We start from the raw sequence: 21,333 nt of genomic DNA, 5'->3' as shown, positions 1-21,333 counted from the left end.
GCTTCGCTATTTGCTAGATAGGAGTCAGTCTGGTGGCAGTAGCGAAGCAGCTTCGCTAAATAGAGAAGCTGGATTCGCTCCAGAGGCTCATTAGAGGGGGTGAAATGGCATTTGCGAAGCTGGCATCGCTATCCATGAACCTTGGTTCTCGAATAGCGAAAAAAGGTTCGCTGTACGTTGTAATCAGTGTAGGGTGGCTGGTAACAGCGAAGTTCTCTTCGCTATATTGCGAACCTGGTTCGCTAAATGAAATATCGAAGCTGGTTGGGCGGTTATAGCGAAATTTGCAATTTGCTTCACTAAATAGCGAATCTGATTCGCTAAAGGTAATGTCAGAGCCTGCAAGGTGCCTCCAGCGAAGCAGCTTGCTGTGGCAGGCTGCAGTTCATGATAAGGGGGGAGAAGAATTAAGTAAATGGATAGTGGGATGGCAGGAAGTATGTGTAGATACAGATTGTTGGCTGTGCACCTATATGAGCAAAGTACGTTTCTTCAGTACCCTATTGTGTTGGCGGAAGAAGTTCATGATGGAGCAGCAGTGAGACGTTGGGAGTTTGAGTTGCTGCGAATAATGGTTAATTTGAGAGTCTCGGTAAAGAGTGAGGTACGGTGAAGGGGCGTAATAAGGCGTTTTTGAGTAACTGTAGCTAACAGGGTAGTGTCAGATTAGCTGAGCTATCTAAACGCCATTGAGCTGCACCTCACTGAGCAGCCTTGAAGTTCACTGAACTGTAAGGCGGCGCATCCTAGTAAATCATCCGTTACATTACTCCTACCGACTGTTCCCGCATATAAGCGGCCCCTTTATAGGAGGCCGCTTATCTATCTACTAATAATCACCGCCAAAGCGGATTTCCCGTTGTGACGCTTCAGGTTCGGCAAAGGCAAGCAGACGCTCGCCTTCATCGGCTAACGCTTCCTTTTCCATAGCTGTAAGCTCCCGGAATAGTTCAATATGAAGAATGGCAATAACACTGTCCTTTTCTTTTAAGGTTTCCAACCGCCAGAGGCCGCTTACGAAACCGTCGACCAGTATCGTCGCTTTAATAATGCCGTTCACTGTAAACACAAGCGGTTTGTACTCGTCCGGCAGGATGCGGGATCTGTCTGCATAGGAGAGGAGCATGTTGTCAAACTCGGACAAAAATCGCGGTGGTACGGGAGCGTCAGGATCGGGAAGCGAAATGTCCGCCAGATCGAACAGCTCTACGCCATTGTCATCGCGGTAGATGACAAGCTGGCCGCGCAGCCGCTGTACATGTGTCCGCAACCCGGTCAAGCCGCACCAGGCTTGCATATCTTTAACAGAAGCCGGACCGAAGGCGGCAAGGTAGCGGACGATTATCTTCTCCGGCTCAACAGCCGGGGCAAGCGGGCGCCCCAGCCAAGCTTCAGCAGTCGTATGGCGGGCTTGTCCGCTTTTACCCCAAATGCCCCGGGGCGGCACCTGCACGAGAGGCAGCACCGCCCTCGAAATTTGCGCCAAGGCCCCAGGCTCCCGTCCGGGAGCAAGTGGCGACAGTAATTCGCCAAGCTCCTGGAAGCTGAGCGGCGCTTGCTCTACATGGGCGCGACTTGCCTCCGCTATCCTGTCAATGTCGACGCCCTCGAGCCGTTTGCGATAGGCGCTCCGGAATGCCTGATCCAGCATAGGCTGCAGAACTGGACGCATCCAAAGACAGTCTTCCGCGCTGACGAGATGAATCGTCGAACGCATGAGGCTGATCCGGACGGCCTGGCGACTCAGGAGCAATTCAGCGAGCTGTTCCTGACGGAAATCACGAAGCCGCGTCCATAACGCAAAATAAGGCGGGAGCGGCGATTGAGACTGCAGGCCGGCCAGATGCTCGATTGCGCTCAAGACACCCATATCGGAACGGCGCATAAGCAGCTGGCGGTCTAGCAAGGCACGGTTAAGGGCCTGGCGGCTTAAGAGCCGGGGCTCCTCTGAAGCAGGGCGTTGCGGCGGATTCATTGGCATAACGGAGGCTCCTTTCTATCTATCTGTATGCCCAGTAGGGCAGCTTATCTTTTCCAATTATTATAGTTAACTTTATAATGGATGAAAAGAATAACAGGGAGGACCGATTCTATGGCAAAACAACCGCTGCTTACCGGGCGAGAGCTGCAGGAGGCGTTGTCAGATGCGGAAGGCTGGAGATTAGAGGGGGAGAAATGGCTCGTAAAATCATACTTGCACTCTACTTTCCTAGAAGCGATCGATTTTGTTAACCGGGTAGCCCAAGCTGCGGAGGAAGAAAATCACCATCCTTTCATCACGATTGAATATCGGAGAGTTCAATTGAAGCTGACGACGTGGCATTCCGGTGGATTGACCCGATTGGACATCATAATGGCCCAGAGATGCAATTCACTTTTCAAAAAATAATACCTACTATTCTCATTGGTTATATAGTACAATGTGACTAGATAAACAAAGTGACTTCACATCTCTATCATAGCCAATGGAGGATTGAATAACATGACTCAAACAGAAACGACGTCTGTTCCTTCTGTTCCGCTCCCTCTGGTGCGATTTAACACATGGGTGACGCTGGCGTTTGTAGTCGCGAGCTGGCTGTCCGGCCAGGCTTGGATTCTTATACTGCCGATTGTGTATAACGGACTAGGTGCGGCGGTTGGCTGGAATCCTCTTATTATATTGGAAAAACGCTTTTTCAACAGGCCTCCATCCTCATACGTATCGGAAGAAAAAGCACAGCTGCGCTTTAATCTGACGCTTAGCACCTCCATGCTGGGGGCTGCACTCATCAGCTCATTGGCGGGCTGGACTGTTGGGTATTATATTTTTACAATCATGCCTGTGCTGGCAATGATTGCAATGCTGGCCGGCTTCTGCATCGGCTGCGTGATTCGTTACCGGTGGCAGCAATACCGTTATGCGAAAAGCAAAGCTTAGTTAACAAAGAGACGTATTCTATCATTAGCGCTGAATAATCGTCAAAAAAAACCGTTCCACCCATACCGGAACGGTTTTTTTGGCATACATCCATTAAGGATTGGCGTGCACATAAATAATATTGACATAGAAGATACGCAGCTCATACGTAAAGCCGCTTTCCTCGAAGGAGACGAGGATATAATCATTGCCTACGCGTTCAAGCGTTCCGACGACGGCAAGCTGGCCGAATCCGTTGGTTACGACGGTTACTTCAGAGCCAATGAGCGGAATTAAATCGCCGGAAATCGTAGTTGCCATTTGCGTCATCCTCCTTGCGGGCTTAAATCCTCGATATTCGTAATAAAAGCGAGCGGAATCGTCATCGTCGTCCCGGCACTGGTCAGAAACGTGGCGATGGTCTGCTGCACGCTGGTAACTGTGCACGCCATGCCAGTAGGCTGGCCTGGCGTCATAACGTTAATAAGTGTCACTGCGTCCAAATAGCCATTAAGCAATGCGATCAGCTCTGCGTAGTCACCTGAAGGTCCGGGAGGCCCTGGAGGCCCAGCAGGGCCGTCTGCACCAGGTGCACCAGGTATCCCCTGCACCCCTTGCGCTCCAGCGGGTCCAGCAATGCCTTGGGGCCCTGCAGGCCCCTGCGAGCCTTGCAACCCGCTTACACCTGGAATACCCGGGTCACCTTGCGGCCCTGACGGGCCAGAGAGTCCTTGCGGTCCAGCAGGCCCCGCCAGTCCCTGCGGGCCGGGTTCACCGGGTACACCAGGTACACCGGATACGCCAGGCATGCCATCGACACCAGCAGGGCCAGCGGATCCACGCATGCCATCCGTTCCGGGTGGGCCGGAACTTCCGGGCGAACCGTGAAAGCCTCGAGGTCCCCGTTTGCATTTGATGACTTTAATAACTGTTTTCTTGCGTTTATGGAAACATTTTCGGCGATAATGCAGTTTATGCTTCTTTCTTTTCCGTACGGGCTTGCATCTTCTTTTGCGTTTTTTCTTCGTATGTTTCCTTTGAACATACTCTACAAGCTTAACCAAAGAATTAGGGTCCTTCAGCCAGATTAAGTTATGCTGCGTACGCCTCCGTCTTATCGGAGCAATCATCAGCCTATATCCTCCTCTGCAAAAGCTGTTTCTATTAATTTATCCGTTGCAGCGGCGGAGCGGACTAGTGATATGTCCTATTTTTGCGCACATTTTCGCAGTCGGCTGGAGAAGGGACAACCATTGCTGAAAACGCTTAAAACGAATATAATAAAACGGTAATGATCATACCTTTTCGAACAAATGCACACGCAATGCGCCGACTTCAAGTCTAATCCACGTAATTGGCGCACAATATGAGGGGGATTATCGAGATGAAGAAGATACGAGTGCTCCAGCAGCTGGCCGACGCAGGCGTCGTTGCCGTTCTCCGCGCGGACTCGCCGGAGGAAGTAGCTGAAATGGCTCGTCACGCTATTAAAGGCGGCATTAAAGCGATTGAAATTACGATGACGGTTCCGTTCGCGCTTCGCGCTATCGAAGAACTATCTAAACAATATTCGAGCTCGGCTCCGCCAGACGCCGACAACTTTGCTATTATCGGTGTTGGCACGGTGCTTGACGCGGAGACGGCCCGTGCAGCTATTCTGAGCGGTGCGGAATTCGTCGTTGCTCCGGCGCTCAACCCCGATACGATCAAGCTGTGCAACCGCTATTCTATCCCGGTAATGCCGGGAACGATGACGGTTCATGAGATTCAAAGCGCACTGGAGCTCGGCGCAGACATCGTCAAGCTGTTCCCGGGCAACCTGTTCTCGCCTAGCGTCATTCCATCCATTAAAGGCCCGCTGCCGCAAGCGAATATTATGCCGACTGGCGGTGTATCGCTGGAAAATTTGAAGGATTGGATCAAAGCCGGCGCCGTAGCAGTCGGCATTGGCTCCGATTTGACGAAGGAAGCGGTTCAGAAGGGTGATTTCACGCTCATCGAGAAAAAAGCCGGTGCGTATATGGAAGCTTACCGCAGCGCCAAAGGGCTGTAATTGCAGCCAAGTACAGGCACAGGCACAGCGCTGCCTGAATAGGAGACAAGCCTCTTGCAGCCCCGGAATATCCAGGCTCGGGAGGCTTTCTTTTATGGGGAAACTTATCCTGTCTGCCAACAATAAATAAGAAGATTCGATGAAATAGCACACGCCGTATTGAAATGGTCGCTTTGTTATGTATAAAGTAGTAATATGTGCTTGGAAAAGATGAAGGAGGCTGTAAACATGGAATTCCGGATTGAGAAAGACACGATGGGCGAAATTGAGGTTCCTGCGGACAAGCTGTGGGGCGCGCAAACGCAGCGCAGCTTGCAAAACTTTAAAATTAGCGGCGAACGTATGCCGATTCAAGCCGTCTATGCGATGGCAATCGTGAAAAAAGCGTCGGCTAACGCTAACCTGAAATTAGGCGTGCTGGATGAAGTGAAGGCAGGCGTGATCGGTGAAGCGGTCGACGAGATTCTGGCCGGCAAATGGGATGAGGAATTCCCGCTCGTTGTCTGGCAGACAGGCAGCGGCACGCAAACGAATATGAACGTGAACGAGGTTGTCGCACACCGTGCCAACCAATTGCTGCAAGAACGCGGCAGCTCCGTACGCATTCACCCGAATGACGACGTTAACCGTTCGCAAAGCTCCAATGATACATTCCCGGCTGCGCTGCATATTGCAGGCGTTATTGAAGTAGAAGACCGTTTGCTGCCTGCAATTGACGTGCTTAGCCGTACGTTCCAGGAGAAGCAAGAAAAGTTCGCAAATATCGTGAAGATCGGCAGAACGCATCTGCAGGATGCAACGCCGATTACGCTTGGTCAAGAAATTAGCGGCTGGCACGCGATGCTGGAGAAAACCCGCAGCATGATCATACAGAGCGTAGACACGATGCGCGAGCTGGCGCTTGGCGGTACAGCCGTCGGCACAGGCTTGAACGCTCATCCGGATTTTGCAGTGGAAGTAGCGGCTGAAGTGACGGCGTTGACAGGCAAAACCTTCATTACGGCTCCGAACAAATTCCACTCGCTGACGAGCCATGATCAAATTACTTACGCTCACGGCGCGATCAAAGCGCTGGCGGCCGATCTTATGAAAATCGCCAATGACGTTAGATGGCTGGCCAGCGGTCCGCGCTGCGGCATCGGCGAAATTTCGATTCCAGAGAACGAGCCGGGCAGCTCCATTATGCCGGGCAAAGTGAATCCGACGCAAAGTGAAGCGATCACGATGGCTGTATGCCAAGTGTTCGGCAACGACGCAACGATCTCGTTCGCTGCAAGCCAAGGCAACTTCGAGCTGAACGTATTCAAACCGGTTATTATCTACAACTTCCTGCAATCCGTTGCTTTGCTGGCGGACGGCATGATTTCCTTCAACGACAACTGTGCGGTCGGTATCGAGCCGAACGAAGCAGTTATCAAGCGCAACCTGGATCAATCGCTTATGCTCGTTACGGCGCTCAATCCGCATATCGGCTACGAGAATGCGGCAGCGATTGCTAAAAACGCGCATAAAAAAGGTCTGACACTGAAAGAATCCGCGATTGCTAGCGGCCTGCTTACTTCCGAGCAATTCGATGAGTATGTGAAGCCTGAAGCGATGATCGGTACGCGTAAATAAGATCGGAAACTGTCATATCCCTCTATCTTGAAAGCATGCGAAAGCCTGCCGCCGGGATAGGGGGATTTTATTTGCAGCTAATGCCGCCGGAATCGGCTTGAACCGTGATCGATTACGCGGATTATGGTATGATACGGTTGGTAAGCTGAACCAAGGCAAACCATCAATCCGATGCAAAGTAGGTTATACACATGCATTTATTATCTGTTGAACATATAACGAAAAGCTATGGCGAAAAAATGCTGTTCGAGGACGTCACATTTGGGGTCGAGGAAGGCGAAAAAATCGGCATTATTGGCGTCAACGGCACAGGCAAGTCGACGTTTTTGAAAGTAATAGCGGGAATTGAGCCCGCCGATTCCGGAAATATTGCTATTGGTAATCGCGTGACGGTACGTATGCTGGCTCAAGATCCGGCATTTGAGCCGGGCGAGACGGCGCTAGAGCATGTGCTCGGCGGCCATTCGCCGCAGCTTCGCGCTGTCCGGGACTATGCCGATGCACTTGCTGCAATCGAATTGAACCCCAATGACGAGACGCTGCAGCAAAAGCTTATTACGGCGAATCAGCGTATGGACGAATGGGACGCGTGGACGCTCGAAAGCGATGCGAAGGTTGCGCTAGCCAAGCTCGGCATTCTGGGTTTCAACGACAAGGTCGACACGATGTCAGGCGGTCAGCGCAAACGGGTTGCGATGGCCGCTGCGCTGTTGCAGCCATCCGACATTCTCATCCTAGATGAGCCTACGAACCATATCGACAACGATTCTGTTGCCTGGCTGGAAGGTATGCTGCAAAAGCGCAAAGGCGCGCTTCTTATGATTACGCATGACCGGTATTTCCTTGATCGGGTCAGCAACCGCGTCATTGAGCTGGATAAAGGCCGGGCACATTTCTATGAGGCTAACTACAGCCGTTTTCTGGAGCTGAAGCTGGAGCGCGAAGAGCGTGAGGCGGCTACGGAGGACAAGCGGCAAAACCTGCTTCGCAACGAGCTGGCTTGGATCCGGCGTGGTGCAAAAGCAAGGACGACGAAGCAAAAGGCGCGGATTGACCGCTTCGAGGCGCTGAAAGCGCAAGCTCCCAAGCAATCGGGCGGCAAAATGGACGTATCGGTTGCTTCCTCGCGGCTTGGTAAAAAAATTCTTGAAATCGAGAATGTTGCCAAACGCTTTGGCGAGCGTAACCTAATTCGTGATTTCAGCTATATTGCCGTACCGGAGGATCGTGTCGGTATTGTCGGCCGTAACGGCAGCGGCAAGTCGACGCTGCTCAAGCTTATTGAAGGCAGACTACAGCCGGATGCAGGCTCTGTCGTGCTCGGGCCGACCGTTAAGCTCGGCTGGTTCTCGCAGGAGCATGAAGAAATGGACGAGTCGCTTCGCGTAATCGAATATATTCGCGAAGGCGCAGAGCAGGTAAAGACGGCGGACGGACTGATGATTTCAGCAGGGCAAATGTTGGAGCGGTTTTTATTTTCCCCGGCGATGCAGTGGTCGCTTATTGCCAAGCTGTCGGGCGGAGAGAAGCGCCGTTTGCAGCTGCTGCGCGTGCTGATGAATGCGCCTAACGTGCTGCTGCTTGACGAGCCGACCAATGATCTGGACATTGCGACGTTGTCTGTACTGGAAGACTATTTGGATGACTTTCCGGGTGTCGTATTCGTCGTGTCCCACGACCGGTACTTCCTTGACCGGACAGTTGATAAAATATTGGCGTTCGAAGGCGAGGGTGCCATTACCCAGCATACCGGCAATTATACGGAGTATCAGGAATACGCCGCCAAGTATGGCAGCGATTCAACTGGAGCTGGCACAGCTAAAGCCGCTGCCGCCGGAAAGCCAAGTGCAGGTGCTGGTGCCGAGAAGACAGAAGCGGCACCTCGTTCATCGGAGCGGGCGCTCCGCATGTCCTATCAGGAGCAGAAGGATTATGAGGGAATCGACGGTTGGATCGCTGAAACAGAAGAGGCGTTGAATGCCGTGGCTGAACGCATGAATGCATCGGGAAGCGACTCGCTGCTTCTGCAGCAGCTAGTAGAACAGCAGCAGCAGCTTGAAGCCAAGCTTGATCAGCTGCTGGAACGCTGGACGGAATTAAATGAACTGGCTGAGCGGATTGCGGAGCAGAAGAAAAACTAAAGCCAGATAACCATATAGCCAAATAGCGATAGATTACACCAAGAGGGCTGTAGTGCCCGAGAGGAGACGCTTTAGAATGACGGATCATATTCGCAATATATACTGCATCGGGCGCAATTATCGCCTGCATGCGCTGGAGCTTGGCAACGAGGTGCCGGAATCTCCGCTCGTCTTTACGAAGCCGTCCCACGCGGTGGCGCCGATGAACGGCAATGTTGTCACGCTGCCAGCTGACCGGGGGGAAGTGCATTTCGAGCTGGAGCTCGTGCTGCGCATCGGACAAGCGCTTCAGCCCGGCATGAAGCCGGATGAATGCGTCGACGGCTTGGCATTGGGTCTGGATTTGACGCTCCGGGATGTTCAGAGCAAGCTAAAGGCGAAGGGCCAGCCATGGCTCGAAGCCAAAGGCTTCAAAAACTCAGCGCCGCTGGGCGGCTGGATGCCGTATCCGGGTGAAGAACAATTGAAGACAAGCAGCTTTAAGCTGATCCGCAACGGAGAGCAGGCACAGTTGGGCAATTCGGGAGATATGCTGTTTGGCATCTCTGAGCTAATCACTCACATCGATAACGCTTATGGACTTGGCGCTGGCGATCTGATCTTTACCGGAACGCCTGCCGGCGTAGCAGCACTGCAGGACGGAGACGTGCTCGAAGCTTATTGGGATGATCAGCTCGCAGCGAACTGCACAATCAGCTTGATCTAATATAGGATTGAACAAAAATAGGGGCAGCCACCGTAGGGAATTGAATCCGACGGTGACTGCCCCTATTTTGCCGGGAGCCGGTTCTATCATCAATTAAGCATTGAAAGCTCTAAGCATCCATACATGCTTCTCGAGCGTCGTGTGAACGGCGAGCAGCATATCGGCTGTCGTCTCGTCTCCGGCTTCTTGCGCGATGCCCATTCCATCTTTCAACTCTGCAATAATTGTAGAGAAGTCGGCAATTAGCGAATCTACCATCTCAGTAGCGGATTCCGCGCCGCTGGCTTCTTTGATGCTGGATGTTTTCAAATACTCCGACATCGTAGCGAGCGGTTTGCCTTGCAGCGCCAGCAGCCGTTCAGCGAGCTCATCGACATGAAGCGCAGCCTCCTCGTAAAACTCTTGGAATTTCACATGCAGCGTGAAAAACTGCGTTCCTTTTACATACCAGTGATAGTTATGAAGCTTAACGTAAAGCACGCTCCAGTTGGCGATTTGTTTGTTCAGAACGGCCTGTGTCGAAGTTGTTGTCGTTGTAGTCATAATGATCTCATCCTTTCTCCGCTTAGTGTGCGCCCTTCCAGCGCTTTCATGCAAAGGAAGCAGGCAACGTTATTATTTATATTAATTCCTTGTTTATAATTATTACAAATAACGAAGCCGATGTCAAGCATCCTGAATCAAATTTACCCTCAAGCCAGCTGTATGAAACGAAAAAAAGGTACAACCGCCGTTTTTCAACGTGGTTGTACCTTTTCAATTACGGACGGAGGAATCGTCCTTATACACGATAGCATTGCCATTTATTTTAACTCTCAACATGTTGAGTATACTACGTTCTGAGGCAATAAACTACCTTTTTATGCGAAAAAAAGTTAAGCTTTAACGGCTGTTTGCAGACTGTGTGCCTCTTCCAGATAGCGTTCGCAGTCTAATGCCGCCATACAACCGCTGCCTGCTGCCGTAATGGCCTGACGATATTTATTGTCCTGTACGTCTCCGCAAGCGAATACGCCCGGGATATTCGTCTCGGAAGTGCCAGGCTTCACGATGATGTAGCCTTGCTCATCCGTAGTGATTTGGCCGTTAAGGAAGCCGGTGTTAGGCGTGTGGCCGATTGCGATAAATACGCCGTCGGACTCGATTAGCTCTTCTTCGCCCGTCTCATTGTTGCGGACTTTCATGCCTTGCAGTCCTTGCTCGCCTGCTACAACCTCAAGCGGTGTGCGGTTCAGGTTCCAGCTGATTTTTTCATTGCTGCGAGCGCGGTCTTGCATGATTTTGGAAGCGCGAAGCTCTTCACGGCGATTGACAACCGTTACTTCAGAAGCGAAGCGAGTCAGGAAACCGGCTTCCTCCATTGCGGAGTCGCCGCCGCCGACGATGATCAGTTTTTTACCGCGGAAGAAAAATCCGTCGCAGGTTGCGCAAGTGCTGACACCGCGGCCAATGTTGTCTTGCTCCCCAGGGATACCCAGGTATTTGGCCGAAGCGCCCGTCGAGATAATGACAGATTCAGCTTTCAATTCGCCGATGCCTTCTACGTCAAGCGTGTATGGGCGTTCGCTGAAATCAACGCTTTTCACAGAGCCGGTACGGAACGTAGCGCCAAAGCGCTGCGCTTGCTTCCGCATATTGGACATCAGCTCGCTGCCGAGGATGCCTTCAGGGAAGCCCGGGAAGTTCTCAATTTCTGTCGTTGTTGTCAGCTGTCCGCCAGGCTGCCAGCCTTCAATAACGAGAGGCTCCATATTAGCGCGCGCCAGATAAATCGCCGCCGTTAATCCGGCAGGGCCGGTTCCGATAATAATTGTTTTGTGCATCGTAATCCCTCCATTTGTTGCGGTTTCGTTTCTGTTCTGTAGTTTAAAATTATTGTAATCTGGAATAAAAGTCAACAATGTTCATCTTAAATTCATGTAGCTATATTATTGTTAGAAAGAATGCTGTAAACAGGGGGAATTGCAATGCCAAAAATACTAGTCGTCGATGACGATCCAAATATTCGCGAGCTGGTTATTCTTTTTTTACGAAGAGAAGGCTATGAGATTATTGAAGCGAAGGACGGCGAGGAAGCGCTGGCCAAGCTGGAGGAGATCCGTCCTGATCTTGCCGTTATCGATGTCATGATGCCGCGTATGGACGGTTGGGCGCTGTGTTCGGCTTTGAGGGAATTTTATGATCTGCCGATATTGATGCTGACGGCTAAGGGAGAGACGGCCCAGAAGGTGAAGGGATTCGAGCTGGGGGCCGATGATTATGTGGTCAAGCCCTTCGATCCGCCGGAATTGATCGTTCGGGTCAAGGCGCTGCTGAAGCGTTACCGTATCGCTTCCTCCAAGACTGTAGATTTCGGACGGATCTCGATGAACCGGAGTGAGTATCAGACGCTGGCGGGCGGAGCCGAGGTAGCGATGCCGCCTAAGGAATTCGAGCTGCTGTTCAAGCTGGGCAGCTATCCTGGTAAAACCTTTTCCAGAGAGCACTTGATCGAGCAGCTGTGGGGGATGGACTACGAGGGGGACGAGCGGACGGTCGACGTGCATATCAAGCGCCTTCGCGAGCGGTTTCCCGAAGAGACATCCGGCTTTCGGATCGTCACGATTCGAGGTCTGGGCTACCGTCTGGAGGAGCGGCTATGATTCGCAGTCTGTACGTACGCATCACGATTACTTTCCTTATTATTGTATTGATTAGCATGGGAATTGCTTTTTTCACGGCCAATCTGCTGTTTCAACGGGATATGAAGGGCCGGTTCGGCGGCTCCATGGAGCATACGATCGATCGCATCGAGCAGCTGTATACGGGATCAACTCCGCGATCGCTGCCTGTATTTCTGGAGCAGGTCGCCAACCTGCAAGGGTTGACGCTTGTTGCGGTTGGTCGAAATGGAATGCTCATTTCAGTGGGGCTGAACCGCGATTCGCTCGTTAATCATTTAACGAAGGAGACGCTGGCAAGCGTTTTTGCCGGGCAGACGGTGCAGATTGCGATTGGCGAGGAAGGCGAGGACAAGCCTAGCAAGCCTCCGGCAATTGGAAGAACCGTCCGGTTCGGCAGCATGGACTGGGCTTTATTCGTGACGCCCGACCGTGCTATGGAGGTGAGAAGCTTCCAGCGCAATACGTTTACGATTCTGACGACGGTACTGGTAGTTGGGGGCGTCCTAATTCTAGTAGCCGCCAGATACTTAGTGAAGCCGCTCAAAATGATGACTGCGGCAACGACGCGAATTGCCAAAGGCGACTTCGACGTCCAGCTTCCGCTGCAGCGGGGGGACGAGCTTGGTGAGCTGGCTGACAGCATTAACCGGATGGCGGTTGGTTTGTCGCAGCTGGAGATGATGAGACAGGACTTTGTCTCTAACGTCTCGCATGAAATTCAATCGCCGCTGACCTCCATCGGAGGCTTTGCTGAAGCGCTGCGGAGCGAGCAATTGAACGAAGCGGAGCGGGGAAGGTATGTCGGCATCATTAAGCAGGAGAGCAGCCGGCTGTCGAGGTTAAGCGAGAATCTGCTGAAGCTCGCCTCGCTTGATTCGCAGCAGCATCCGTACGCCCCGGTGCAGTACCGTCTGGATCGGCAGCTTCGCGATACGGTGCTGTCCTGCGAGCCGCATTGGGTAGCTAAGCGGCAGACGGTAGAACTGTTTCTGGAGGAGACGGTCATTACGGCGGACGAGGACCAGCTCAGCCAGGTATGGATTAATCTGTTGACGAACAGCATGAAGTTTACGCCGGAGGGCGGCCATATTTCCTTTCATTTAACTGAGCAGGACGGCTTCGTGATCGTACGGATTGCTGATTCCGGGAGCGGGATTGCGCTGGAAGACCGCGAACGTGTATTTGAACGCTTTTATAAATCGGATGTATCTCGTGATCGAACGCTTGGCAGCAGCGGACTGGGTCTCTCAATCGTCCATAAGATCGTAAGCATTCACGGCGGGACAATTGAGATAGAGGACGGGGGAAGGCGAAGGAGCGGTATTCGTCGTTCGTCTGCCAGTTGAGCTATAGGGATGGATAAATATTGGAAGACGAGTTATGATGGGAGCATATATTTTTCTGGAGGACAGGGGGCTAGCCGGATGAAACAAACGGTACGTAAAGCGATAATACCTGCTGGCGGTTTGGGGACGAGGTTTTTGCCTGCAACTAAAGCGCAGCCGAAAGAGATGCTTCCGATTATCGACAAACCGGCCATCCAATATATTGTGGAGGAAGCGGTGCAGTCGGGCATCGACAGCATCGTAATTGTAAGCGGGCGTCATAAGCGAGCGATCGAGGATCATTTTGACAAATCCTTCGAGCTTGAAGCGGAGCTGGAGGAACGGGGCAATGAGCAAATGCTGGCCATCGTTCAGGAAATCTCCAAGCTGGCCGACATTTATTATGTGCGTCAGAAAGAACCGCTTGGTCTTGGTCATGCGGTGTTGTGTGCAAGACGCTTTATCGGTGACGAGCCATTTGCCGTATTGCTGGGTGATGATATATTGAAGTCCGATCCTCCATGCTTGAAGCAAATGATAGACGTGTATGAGAAGCGGCAAACCTCCGTTATCGCGGTTACGGAAGTTCCTTGGGAGCAGACGCATAAATACGGAATCGTCGACTTCGAGCCAGGGAATAAAGACGGCCTGCTGCGCGATTTAGTGGAGAAGCCTATGCAAGGGCATGCGCCTTCCAATTGGGCGGTTGTCGGCCGTTACATACTGGAGCCGGCGATTTTCGATTTGCTGGAACGGGCGGTCCCAGGCAAAGGCGGCGAAATTCAGCTGACCGACAGCTTGCAGAAGCTGAATCGGATTTCACAGCTTATTGGACATCGCTTTACCGGCAAGCGCCATGATGTGGGGGACAAGCTAGGCTTTGTGCAGGCGACGATTGATTTTGCACTGGAGCGCGAGGATTTGTCTGCTGATGTAAAACGGTACTTATTGGAGCGGTTAGCTCAATTATCCTAAAAGCAATAAAAAACGTTCCAGCTTGCGATGGGAACGTTTTTATTCAAACTTATTGAAAGCGCTAACAGTCTAGAGTGGAGGGGATTTTATGAGCCCAAAATACGCAATCGGCATCGATTTTGGAACGCAGTCCGGCCGTGCCGTTCTGGTGGATCTATCGAACGGGGAGGAATTGGCGGAGCATGTAACGCCCTACCGGCATCATGTAATCGATGAGCAGCTTCCTGTCTCCGGAGTCAAGCTGGAGCATGACTGGGCGCTCCAGCATCCTATGGATTATATGGACGTGCTGGAGCAATCCGTACCGGAAGTGATTAAGAAATCTGGCGTTGCGGCGGAGCATGTGATCGGAATCGGCGTCGATTTTACCGCCTGCACGATTATGCCAATTGATGCGGCAGGCGTTCCTCTATGTTTATTAGAAGCGTATCAGGCTAACCCGCATAGCTGGGTGAAGCAATGGAAGCATCACGCCGCACAGCCGGAAGCGAACCTTGTTAATCGAATTGCAGCGGAGCGCGGAGAGCGGTTTCTTGAGCGCCATGGCGGCAAAGTGTCGTCCGAGTGGATGATCGCGAAGGTGTGGCAGGTGTTGAATGAAGCGCCGGATATTTATGAACAGGCGGATCAGTTCGTTGAAGCAGCCGATTGGGTTATCGGTCAAATGACCGGTCATATTGTCAAAAACAGCTGTACAGCGGGCTATAAAGCCAACTGGCATAAGCAGGAGGGCTACCCGAGCCGGGAGTTTTTCGCAGCATTGGATAACCGGCTCGCTGACATGGCAGAGACGAAGCTGCGCGGCGAGGTATTGCCGCTCGGGTCGAAGGCGGGAGAGCTTACAGCGGATCAGGCTGGCCGGATGGGCTTGATGCCAGGTACAGCTATTGCGGTTGGCATCATCGATGCGCATGCGGCTGTGCCTGGAGTGGGTGTCGTAACACCCGGCAAGCTGGTGATGTCGATGGGAACCTCGATTTGTCATCTGTTGCTTGGCACGGAGGAGAAGATGGTAGAAGGAATGTGCGGTGTCGTCGAGGACGGCATCATACCGGGTTATTTCGGCTATGAGGCGGGGCAAGCTGCTGTGGGCGATATTTTCGAATGGTATGTCGAAGAAGCACTTCCCGCCTATGTGCGTGATCAGGCCCAGCATGAAGGGCAGAGCGTCCATGCTTATCTCGAGCGGCAGGCATCCACTCTGAAGGCGGGGCAATCCGGGTTATTGGCGCTTGACTGGTGGAACGGCAACCGGTCTGTGCTGGTCGATACCGATCTGACGGGTATGATTGCCGGTCTGACGCTATCATCGAAGCCTTGGGAAATCTATCGGTCCCTGCTGGAAGCTACCGCATTCGGCACGCGTAAAATCGTGGAAGCCTTTCACGGAAGCGGCATAGAAATTCATGAGCTGTACGCGTGCGGCGGCCTGCCGCAAAAAAACCGGCTGCTTATGCAGATTTATTCGGATGTGACGAACCGCGAGATTAAAGTGGCCGCCTCCAAGCAGACATCTGCTATTGGGGCAGCGATGTTCGGAGCTGTGGCAGCGGGGGCTGAACGAGGCGGCTATGACAGCATCGTTGATGCCGCCGAGCGTATGGCCCGGGTTCAGGAGGAGACTTATAAGCCGATTCCAGAAAATGTAGCGGTATATGACAAGCTGTATGCGGAGTACAACGCGCTGCATGATTACTTTGGACGCGGCGCCAATGATGTGATGAAACGGCTGAAGGCGATCAAAGAATCGGCTGTGGAGTAAACGAATTAGTCAAAAAGCTGTCCCTGGCCGCGTGCGTAGGGACGGCTATTTTTTATGGAAAAGCTGAGGCAAGGCATGCTATAATTTGCTCAACCTACAATAAAGCGGCAGTCCGGAGCTTGCTGGTGAAGCTCATGAAGGGCTGTCTTTTTCTATCCTTGTAAGGTGTGAAAAAGAGGGAAGTGCGCTAATTAGATAGAGAAATGATCGTTTCTTCCATTTTTTAAATTTTTCCATCATTTAAAAATGGAGATCATTTACTTTTTCAAGTAGAATAGAAAGAAGCATGAGAGAGAGAACTACGGCGGCAGGAGTTGAATAGAAGTGTATTGCCAGCATTGCGATAGAAAGCACGAGCCCGACGCAGTATTTTGCAGCCAATGCGGCAAGAGACTGGCGGTTGCAGAGCGAGCGAATGGAACATCATTGGAGGAGCAAGCCCGGCAGCAGCTGAACACGGGGATGACGCAGTCCGGGGCCGCGATAGAAGCGGATGTTACGATGCGGAATAAGGCAGGCGGCAAGCCGGTTATGATCGGACTGATTCCTGTATTTATCTTCATTTTTACAGCAACGGCTGTATTCTCCTATTTCCTATATGAAACGAAACATAATGAACAGGTCAATCAATGGCATGAAGCCGCGAAGCAGGAAGCGCTGCTCGGGAAGTACGAGGAGGCGTTGCATCATTTGAAAGAAGCGTCCCAGCTGCGCCCGAAATATGAGGCTTTGGCAGCCGACACCGTTGTTGTTGAGGAAGCCATTGCGTTCCAGCAATCGATCGACGACATTAGCGGGCGAATGAGCCGCAATGAGCTGGCGGATGCGGAGCCGCTGCTCAATCAGTTGAAGCAGCAGCTTCGAGGCCGGGAAGAGCAAGCCTTCACCGTTATTCGCGAGCAGCTCTCAGAGCTGATTGTCCGGATGACAGTCGGCCAGATCGAGAGGGATTTGGACTCGCTTCATAGTGTTGAGGCGCTAGCCACCAAGCTGAACCAAGTGAAAGGACTGTCCGGCAAAGAGGCGCTTTCGCTGCAGCAGCAGATCGAAGCGAAAATCGTCGCGATCAGCTATAAGCAGGCTGAATTGCTGATGAAGAAGAAAAGCTTTTCCGATGCTTTGTCGACAGTGCAGCTGGGGATGAATTACGCTGCGGAAAACGAGCAGCTGACGGCGCTCTATGGCCGGATTCAGAAGGAGAAGCAGAAGTTTGAACAGGCAGAACAGAAGCGGATCGAGAACGCGATGCAAAAAGCGGCGGAAGAGGATCTGATTAATCAGACTGCCGCTGTCGAAGTGCTGCATGTCGAAACAAAGCGGGACGAAAACGGCGACTTCCATATTGAAGGACAGTTGAAGAATGCGGCGACAAGACCGATTTACTCCGTCTCGGTCGAGTATACGGTTCATGACAGTCAAGGCAAAAAAATCGAATCGGGCAAAGTTGATGCAGCGCCTAAATATATAGAGGCCGGAGAGACGTTCAATTTCACCGCAGTTGTTCATGGCGTTGAGGACGAGCACGCCAAAGTTGTTATTGACCACGCGACCTGGTATTTGGACTAAAGGATTGTAGGGGCGGGAGAGACGAGAAGATGAGAAAAGCAACGTGGATCAGCATCCTTGCATCTGCTGCCGTATTGCTGGCGGGGTCAGGGGCGGCTTATGCCGTTCATACTGAAGTACCCAAGCAGCTTACGGGAGCTCCGCTGCTGGCAGATACACAGCGCGGCAGCGCGCCAAAGTCGTTAAAGGATATTATTTATGAGACGCAAAAGCTGGTCGTTATGATTGAGACCAAGGAAGGAACCCAAGGTTCCGGCTTTCTTTACAACAACCAGGGAGATCTCATTACGAATGCGCATGTCGTGAGCGGGGTCAAAAAGGTTATTATAAAAACGGCCGACGCCAGAGAATTGGAGGGCGAGGTCATCGGTATCAGTACAGACATCGACGTGGCCGTCGTCCGGGTTCCCGATCTTGCAGGGATGGAGCCGCTGCAGATGGTGCGCTCGGAGAAGGCGGAGGTTGGCGACGATGTCATTGCCGTCGGAAGCCCGCTGGGCTTTCAAAATACGGTCACGACCGGCATTATTAGCGGTCTGGGCCGCAGCTTCGAGATTGAGCCTTATACGTACAAAGATTTATATCAAATATCGGCGCCAATTGCGCCAGGCAACAGCGGCGGTCCATTGGTCAGCAAGGGGACGGGCGAGGTGTTGGGCATCAATTCGGCAGGTATAGAGGAGAGTTCGATCGGCTTTAGCATCCCCATCATCAACGTGCTGGAACTGGCAGAGTCCTGGTCGGCAGAGCCGATGACCACGCTGCCTGAGCTGGCCTTCTCCGATGACAATGGCGTTGCGCAGCAGGATGCCTCGATAAGTGAGTATGCCGGATATTTGGTTACGCACTTCTATGACAGCTTGAACAATGCCGATTATGTATATGCCTATTCACTGCTGGGCGGCAACTGGAAGCTCGGTACCAGCTATGAAGAGTTTAGGGAAGGCTATATGGGCACGCGCAACGTTGTCATTGACGATATGCATGTGACGGCCAAAGGCGATGATGAAGCGACAGTCACGGCAGTTCTTTCGGTTGACGAACGGGTGGACGGCGAGTATAAGCTGAGCAAGTATCAGGTTACCTATGAGGTTGGCTACGAGAACGATCAGCTGAAGCTCATTATTGGCAAAGGGAAAGCGATTTTGCAGGATAAAAAACGAGCCTGATCCTAAAAGAAAGTGCAGTTGTAATCGTTACAGACCGGCCTATGGCGCGTTCTGTGGCGAGTTCAACTGCACTTTTTGTTTTAACGGATTATAATGACTCAGCTCCTGTATCTACTTCATCATACACGGCTTGATTGCCCTTCTTTTTTTTTACCGAGCTGAGCGATACATCGGAAATATCAGCAAGTTCCTCGTCATCCGGACGTCCGGATGGTGCATACTGGAGCTCCAAAGTGACGCTGTCGTTCAATTGAAGCGGGAAGTTCAGCAGGGTAGCCGGAATGATTCGTCCATTGAGGCGCAGTACATAGCCGATCGGCCCGCCAATCGGAATACCGCTGACGGATTCGATTTCACCGTTGAAAGAAAACTGGACGACACCTGTGGCGGCAAGCGCCTGGAAGATCGACAGTCCCGGTTGATACGGAATTCGGTAGCCTTGTGTTACATTAGGGAAAAAGCTTCCGCCGTTAATCCATACGTTAACCGTGCCGACCGGGAAAGGTCCTGGTCCAGGTCCGGGAAAGGGAACGGGAAATGGTACGGGTAGCGGGAACGGAAATGGGAAAGGCCCAGGAGGAAATGGTCCCGGCGGAAAATGTCCATGCCCTGGCGGGAAATGTCCATGCCCTGGCAGGAAATGTCCATGCCCTGGCGGATGCCCTGGCGGGAAGTGGCCGTGTCCTGGCGCAAACCCTCCTGGCCCTGGAACAAATTGTCCAGTACCATGTCCGTGATGCAGCATCCCGCTTCCGTGAGGATGCATCACTGCGGCAGGTCCGCCTGGAGAAAGCATGCGCGGCCCGCCGCAGCCGCAATTCTTCACGACGCTTCCATCCAGCGTGTTAATGTACTTGTAAGTATATCTCATGCAACAGTCAGACTCCTTCGTATTGCAGATTAGGCGTATATCCTCATCCATCATATGCGGCAGATGCCTATTGCTGTGCATGGCTTCCAAAATAGAAAAAAGTGGCGCTTTCTCCGAGGAGAAAGCGCCACTTCAGTTGTTAACGGATATTACAGAGCTGCTTCGTAGCGTTTGCCAACTTCAGCCCAGTTTACTACATTCCAGAACGCCGCGATGTAATCAGGGCGTTTGTTCTGGTAGTTCAGGTAGTAAGCATGCTCCCAAACGTCCAGACCAAGCAAAGGCGTTTCGCCTTCGAAGATTGGGCTGTCTTGGTTAGGCAAGCTGGATACTTTCAGTTTGCCGTCTTTCACGGAGAGCCATGCCCAGCCGCTGCCGAAACGAGTAGTTGCCGCTTTAGCGAAATCAGCTTTGAACGTGTCAAAACCGCCCAGTTCGCTTTCGATCGCTGCTGCAAGAGCACCAACAGGTGCGCCGCCGCCGTTTGGTCCGATTACTTCCCAGAACAGGGAGTGGTTCGCATGGCCGCCGCCATTGTTGCGTACAGCTGTGCGGATCGCTTCAGGAACGATTGCCAGGTTGTTGGCAAGCAATTCTTCCAATGATTTGTCTTGCAGCTCAGGAGCGGATTCCAGAGCAGCATTCAGGTTTGTTACGTACGCATTGTGGTGACGATCGTGGTGAATTTCCATCGTCAACGCATCGATATGCGGTTCCAGTGCGTTGTTAGCATATTGCAGAGCAGGTAGTTGATGTGCCATAGTTAACAGCCTCCTAATATAGTAGATATGTAGATCTCTTCATTTATTATCCCTTATCCGAGTGAATAAATCAACATTTATGTTGAAAAAGTCGGAGCTAGGTAAAAGGGCGTATAACAACCTTAGAATGGCATGATTTTGAAGCATTTATGCAATATCACGAGCATTTCCGTCAAAACATGAGAAAACATGAAAAAATATCATTGTAAGCGCTTAATATAAAGCGTTTTCACTAAATATTCGAGAATTTATTTAAAATTTTTAAGATTTTTTAAATTTTTAAGCAGGAAATCGTTTTTTTATGTCGTATTTTATATACTTGCAGCACTATGACAAGGTATAGAAGGTGTATATGTAATGAACGTTCGTTCCTTCCAGTTATCGGACTACAGACCACTAACGGCACTTCTTGAAGATGTACTTACCGAGGAGTGTTACGAGCAAACGATGGAAGCTTTTGCACGTCAATTGTCATGGGACAGTGAATTGGTACTTGTCGCTGTCGAACAGTCGGAGATTGTAGGTATGATTATCGGTACAATAGATAATAACAAAGGTTACTATTATCGTATTGCCGTCCTTCCTAGCCATCAGCGCAGAGGAATCGGCAAGGCGCTTATCCAATCTTTGCGTCAGCGCTTCGAACAGCGTAATGTTATGAAGATCCTGATAACAGCTGACGAATACAATGAACCGGTGCTTCCGCTGTATGAAGCAATGGGCTATGCCGCGAACGATTTTTATCGTTCCTTCCAAAAATTGAGTATTATTGCAGGCTAAGCAGCATCATTGCCGCGAATAGCCATATGTGCAGAGCATATCTGT

General features: G+C 51.7%; 20 protein-coding genes. 13 read left to right on the top strand and 7 right to left on the bottom strand.

Annotated features, from left to right (window positions below):
- Positions 1 to 829: 829 nt before the first annotated feature.
- A complete protein-coding gene (locus tag TY10_RS20150; protein ID WP_238327810.1) occupies positions 830 to 1,981 on the bottom strand; it encodes a winged helix DNA-binding domain-containing protein in 1,152 nt (383 codons plus the stop codon).
- Positions 1,982 to 2,092: 111 nt separating this feature from the next.
- On the opposite strand from TY10_RS20150, the gene TY10_RS20145 reads away from it, so the two are divergent.
- Complete coding sequence (locus tag TY10_RS20145; RefSeq protein ID WP_042167348.1) at positions 2,093 to 2,389, top strand: 4a-hydroxytetrahydrobiopterin dehydratase; 297 nt, start codon at positions 2,093 to 2,095, stop codon at positions 2,387 to 2,389.
- Positions 2,390 to 2,482: 93 nt separating this feature from the next.
- Entirely contained in the window at positions 2,483 to 2,920 is a 438-nt protein-coding gene (locus TY10_RS20140; protein WP_042167346.1) for a DUF4395 domain-containing protein, read from the top strand.
- A gap of 93 nt (positions 2,921 to 3,013) precedes the next feature.
- On the opposite strand, the gene TY10_RS20135 is transcribed toward TY10_RS20140, so the two are convergent.
- Positions 3,014 to 3,220 carry a hypothetical protein gene (locus TY10_RS20135; RefSeq protein ID WP_042167344.1) on the bottom strand — a complete coding sequence of 69 codons (207 nt, stop codon included), beginning with the start codon at positions 3,218 to 3,220 and terminating at the stop codon, positions 3,014 to 3,016.
- 5 nt (positions 3,221 to 3,225) lie between these two features.
- Positions 3,226 to 3,744: a collagen-like protein gene (locus TY10_RS31735; protein WP_238327808.1), complete on the bottom strand. Its 519-nt coding sequence runs from the start codon at positions 3,742 to 3,744 to the stop codon at positions 3,226 to 3,228.
- Between the two features lie 539 nt (positions 3,745 to 4,283).
- Between TY10_RS31735 and TY10_RS20125 the strand changes: the two genes are divergently transcribed.
- The 4 genes from TY10_RS20125 (at position 4,284) to TY10_RS20110 (ending at position 9,416) form a co-directional block, all read left to right on the top strand.
- Positions 4,284 to 4,952, top strand: coding sequence for a bifunctional 2-keto-4-hydroxyglutarate aldolase/2-keto-3-deoxy-6-phosphogluconate aldolase (locus tag TY10_RS20125; protein ID WP_042167343.1), 669 nt, complete (start codon positions 4,284 to 4,286; stop codon positions 4,950 to 4,952).
- A gap of 228 nt (positions 4,953 to 5,180) precedes the next feature.
- On the top strand, positions 5,181 to 6,569 hold the full coding sequence (gene fumC / locus TY10_RS20120; protein ID WP_042167341.1) for a class II fumarate hydratase: 1,389 nt from the start codon (positions 5,181 to 5,183) through the stop codon (positions 6,567 to 6,569).
- Positions 6,570 to 6,760: 191 nt separating this feature from the next.
- Positions 6,761 to 8,710: an ABC-F family ATP-binding cassette domain-containing protein gene (locus TY10_RS20115; protein WP_042167339.1), complete on the top strand. Its 1,950-nt coding sequence runs from the start codon at positions 6,761 to 6,763 to the stop codon at positions 8,708 to 8,710.
- 76 nt (positions 8,711 to 8,786) lie between these two features.
- Positions 8,787 to 9,416 (top strand): fumarylacetoacetate hydrolase family protein, encoded by a 630-nt coding sequence (locus tag TY10_RS20110; protein ID WP_042167337.1) that lies wholly within the window; start codon positions 8,787 to 8,789, stop codon positions 9,414 to 9,416.
- A 93-nt stretch (positions 9,417 to 9,509) separates the two neighbouring features.
- Here TY10_RS20110 and TY10_RS20105 read toward each other — a convergent pair whose 3' ends face one another.
- Both TY10_RS20105 and trxB read right to left on the bottom strand, forming a co-directional pair.
- Positions 9,510 to 9,959, bottom strand: a complete 450-nt coding sequence (locus tag TY10_RS20105) for a Dps family protein (RefSeq protein ID WP_042167335.1) — start codon at positions 9,957 to 9,959, stop codon at positions 9,510 to 9,512.
- Between the two features lie 332 nt (positions 9,960 to 10,291).
- Complete coding sequence (gene trxB / locus TY10_RS20100) at positions 10,292 to 11,239, bottom strand: thioredoxin-disulfide reductase (protein ID WP_042167333.1); 948 nt, start codon at positions 11,237 to 11,239, stop codon at positions 10,292 to 10,294.
- 144 nt (positions 11,240 to 11,383) lie between these two features.
- Here trxB and TY10_RS20095 point away from each other — a divergent pair, with 144 nt between their 5' ends.
- The 6 genes from TY10_RS20095 (at position 11,384) to TY10_RS20070 (ending at position 18,876) form a co-directional block, all read left to right on the top strand.
- Positions 11,384 to 12,058, top strand: a complete 675-nt coding sequence (locus tag TY10_RS20095) for a response regulator transcription factor (RefSeq protein ID WP_042167330.1) — start codon at positions 11,384 to 11,386, stop codon at positions 12,056 to 12,058.
- On the top strand, positions 12,055 to 13,425 hold the full coding sequence (locus tag TY10_RS20090; protein ID WP_238327803.1) for a HAMP domain-containing sensor histidine kinase: 1,371 nt from the start codon (positions 12,055 to 12,057) through the stop codon (positions 13,423 to 13,425). Before TY10_RS20095 ends, TY10_RS20090 begins: the two co-directional genes overlap by 4 nt.
- Positions 13,426 to 13,503: 78 nt before the next feature.
- Positions 13,504 to 14,379, top strand: coding sequence for a UTP--glucose-1-phosphate uridylyltransferase GalU (gene galU, locus TY10_RS20085; protein WP_042167328.1), 876 nt, complete (start codon positions 13,504 to 13,506; stop codon positions 14,377 to 14,379).
- An 88-nt stretch (positions 14,380 to 14,467) separates the two neighbouring features.
- Positions 14,468 to 16,141, top strand: a complete 1,674-nt coding sequence (locus TY10_RS20080; RefSeq protein ID WP_042167325.1) for a ribulokinase — start codon at positions 14,468 to 14,470, stop codon at positions 16,139 to 16,141.
- Positions 16,142 to 16,465: 324 nt separating this feature from the next.
- Positions 16,466 to 17,707 carry an FxLYD domain-containing protein gene (locus TY10_RS20075; RefSeq protein ID WP_042167322.1) on the top strand — a complete coding sequence of 414 codons (1,242 nt, stop codon included), beginning with the start codon at positions 16,466 to 16,468 and terminating at the stop codon, positions 17,705 to 17,707.
- 29 nt (positions 17,708 to 17,736) lie between these two features.
- Positions 17,737 to 18,876 carry a S1C family serine protease gene (locus TY10_RS20070; protein ID WP_042167320.1) on the top strand — a complete coding sequence of 380 codons (1,140 nt, stop codon included), beginning with the start codon at positions 17,737 to 17,739 and terminating at the stop codon, positions 18,874 to 18,876.
- An 88-nt stretch (positions 18,877 to 18,964) separates the two neighbouring features.
- Here TY10_RS20070 and TY10_RS29080 read toward each other — a convergent pair whose 3' ends face one another.
- Positions 18,965 to 19,747, bottom strand: coding sequence for a hypothetical protein (locus tag TY10_RS29080; protein ID WP_052350664.1), 783 nt, complete (start codon positions 19,745 to 19,747; stop codon positions 18,965 to 18,967).
- A 149-nt stretch (positions 19,748 to 19,896) separates the two neighbouring features.
- The gene (locus tag TY10_RS20060) at positions 19,897 to 20,508 is read right to left on the bottom strand and encodes a superoxide dismutase (RefSeq protein ID WP_042167318.1); all 612 of its coding nucleotides are present in this window, start codon (positions 20,506 to 20,508) and stop codon (positions 19,897 to 19,899) included.
- 357 nt (positions 20,509 to 20,865) lie between these two features.
- Here TY10_RS20060 and TY10_RS20055 point away from each other — a divergent pair, with 357 nt between their 5' ends.
- Positions 20,866 to 21,288: a GNAT family N-acetyltransferase gene (locus TY10_RS20055; RefSeq protein ID WP_042167315.1), complete on the top strand. Its 423-nt coding sequence runs from the start codon at positions 20,866 to 20,868 to the stop codon at positions 21,286 to 21,288.
- Positions 21,289 to 21,333: the final 45 nt, after the last annotated feature.

This window comes from Paenibacillus gorillae, assembly GCF_000513275.1.
Lineage (GTDB): Bacteria > Bacillota > Bacilli > Paenibacillales > Paenibacillaceae > Pristimantibacillus > Pristimantibacillus gorillae.
The sequence above is the reverse complement of the archived record's forward strand: the minus strand, read 5'-3'. Positions and strand labels throughout refer to the sequence as shown.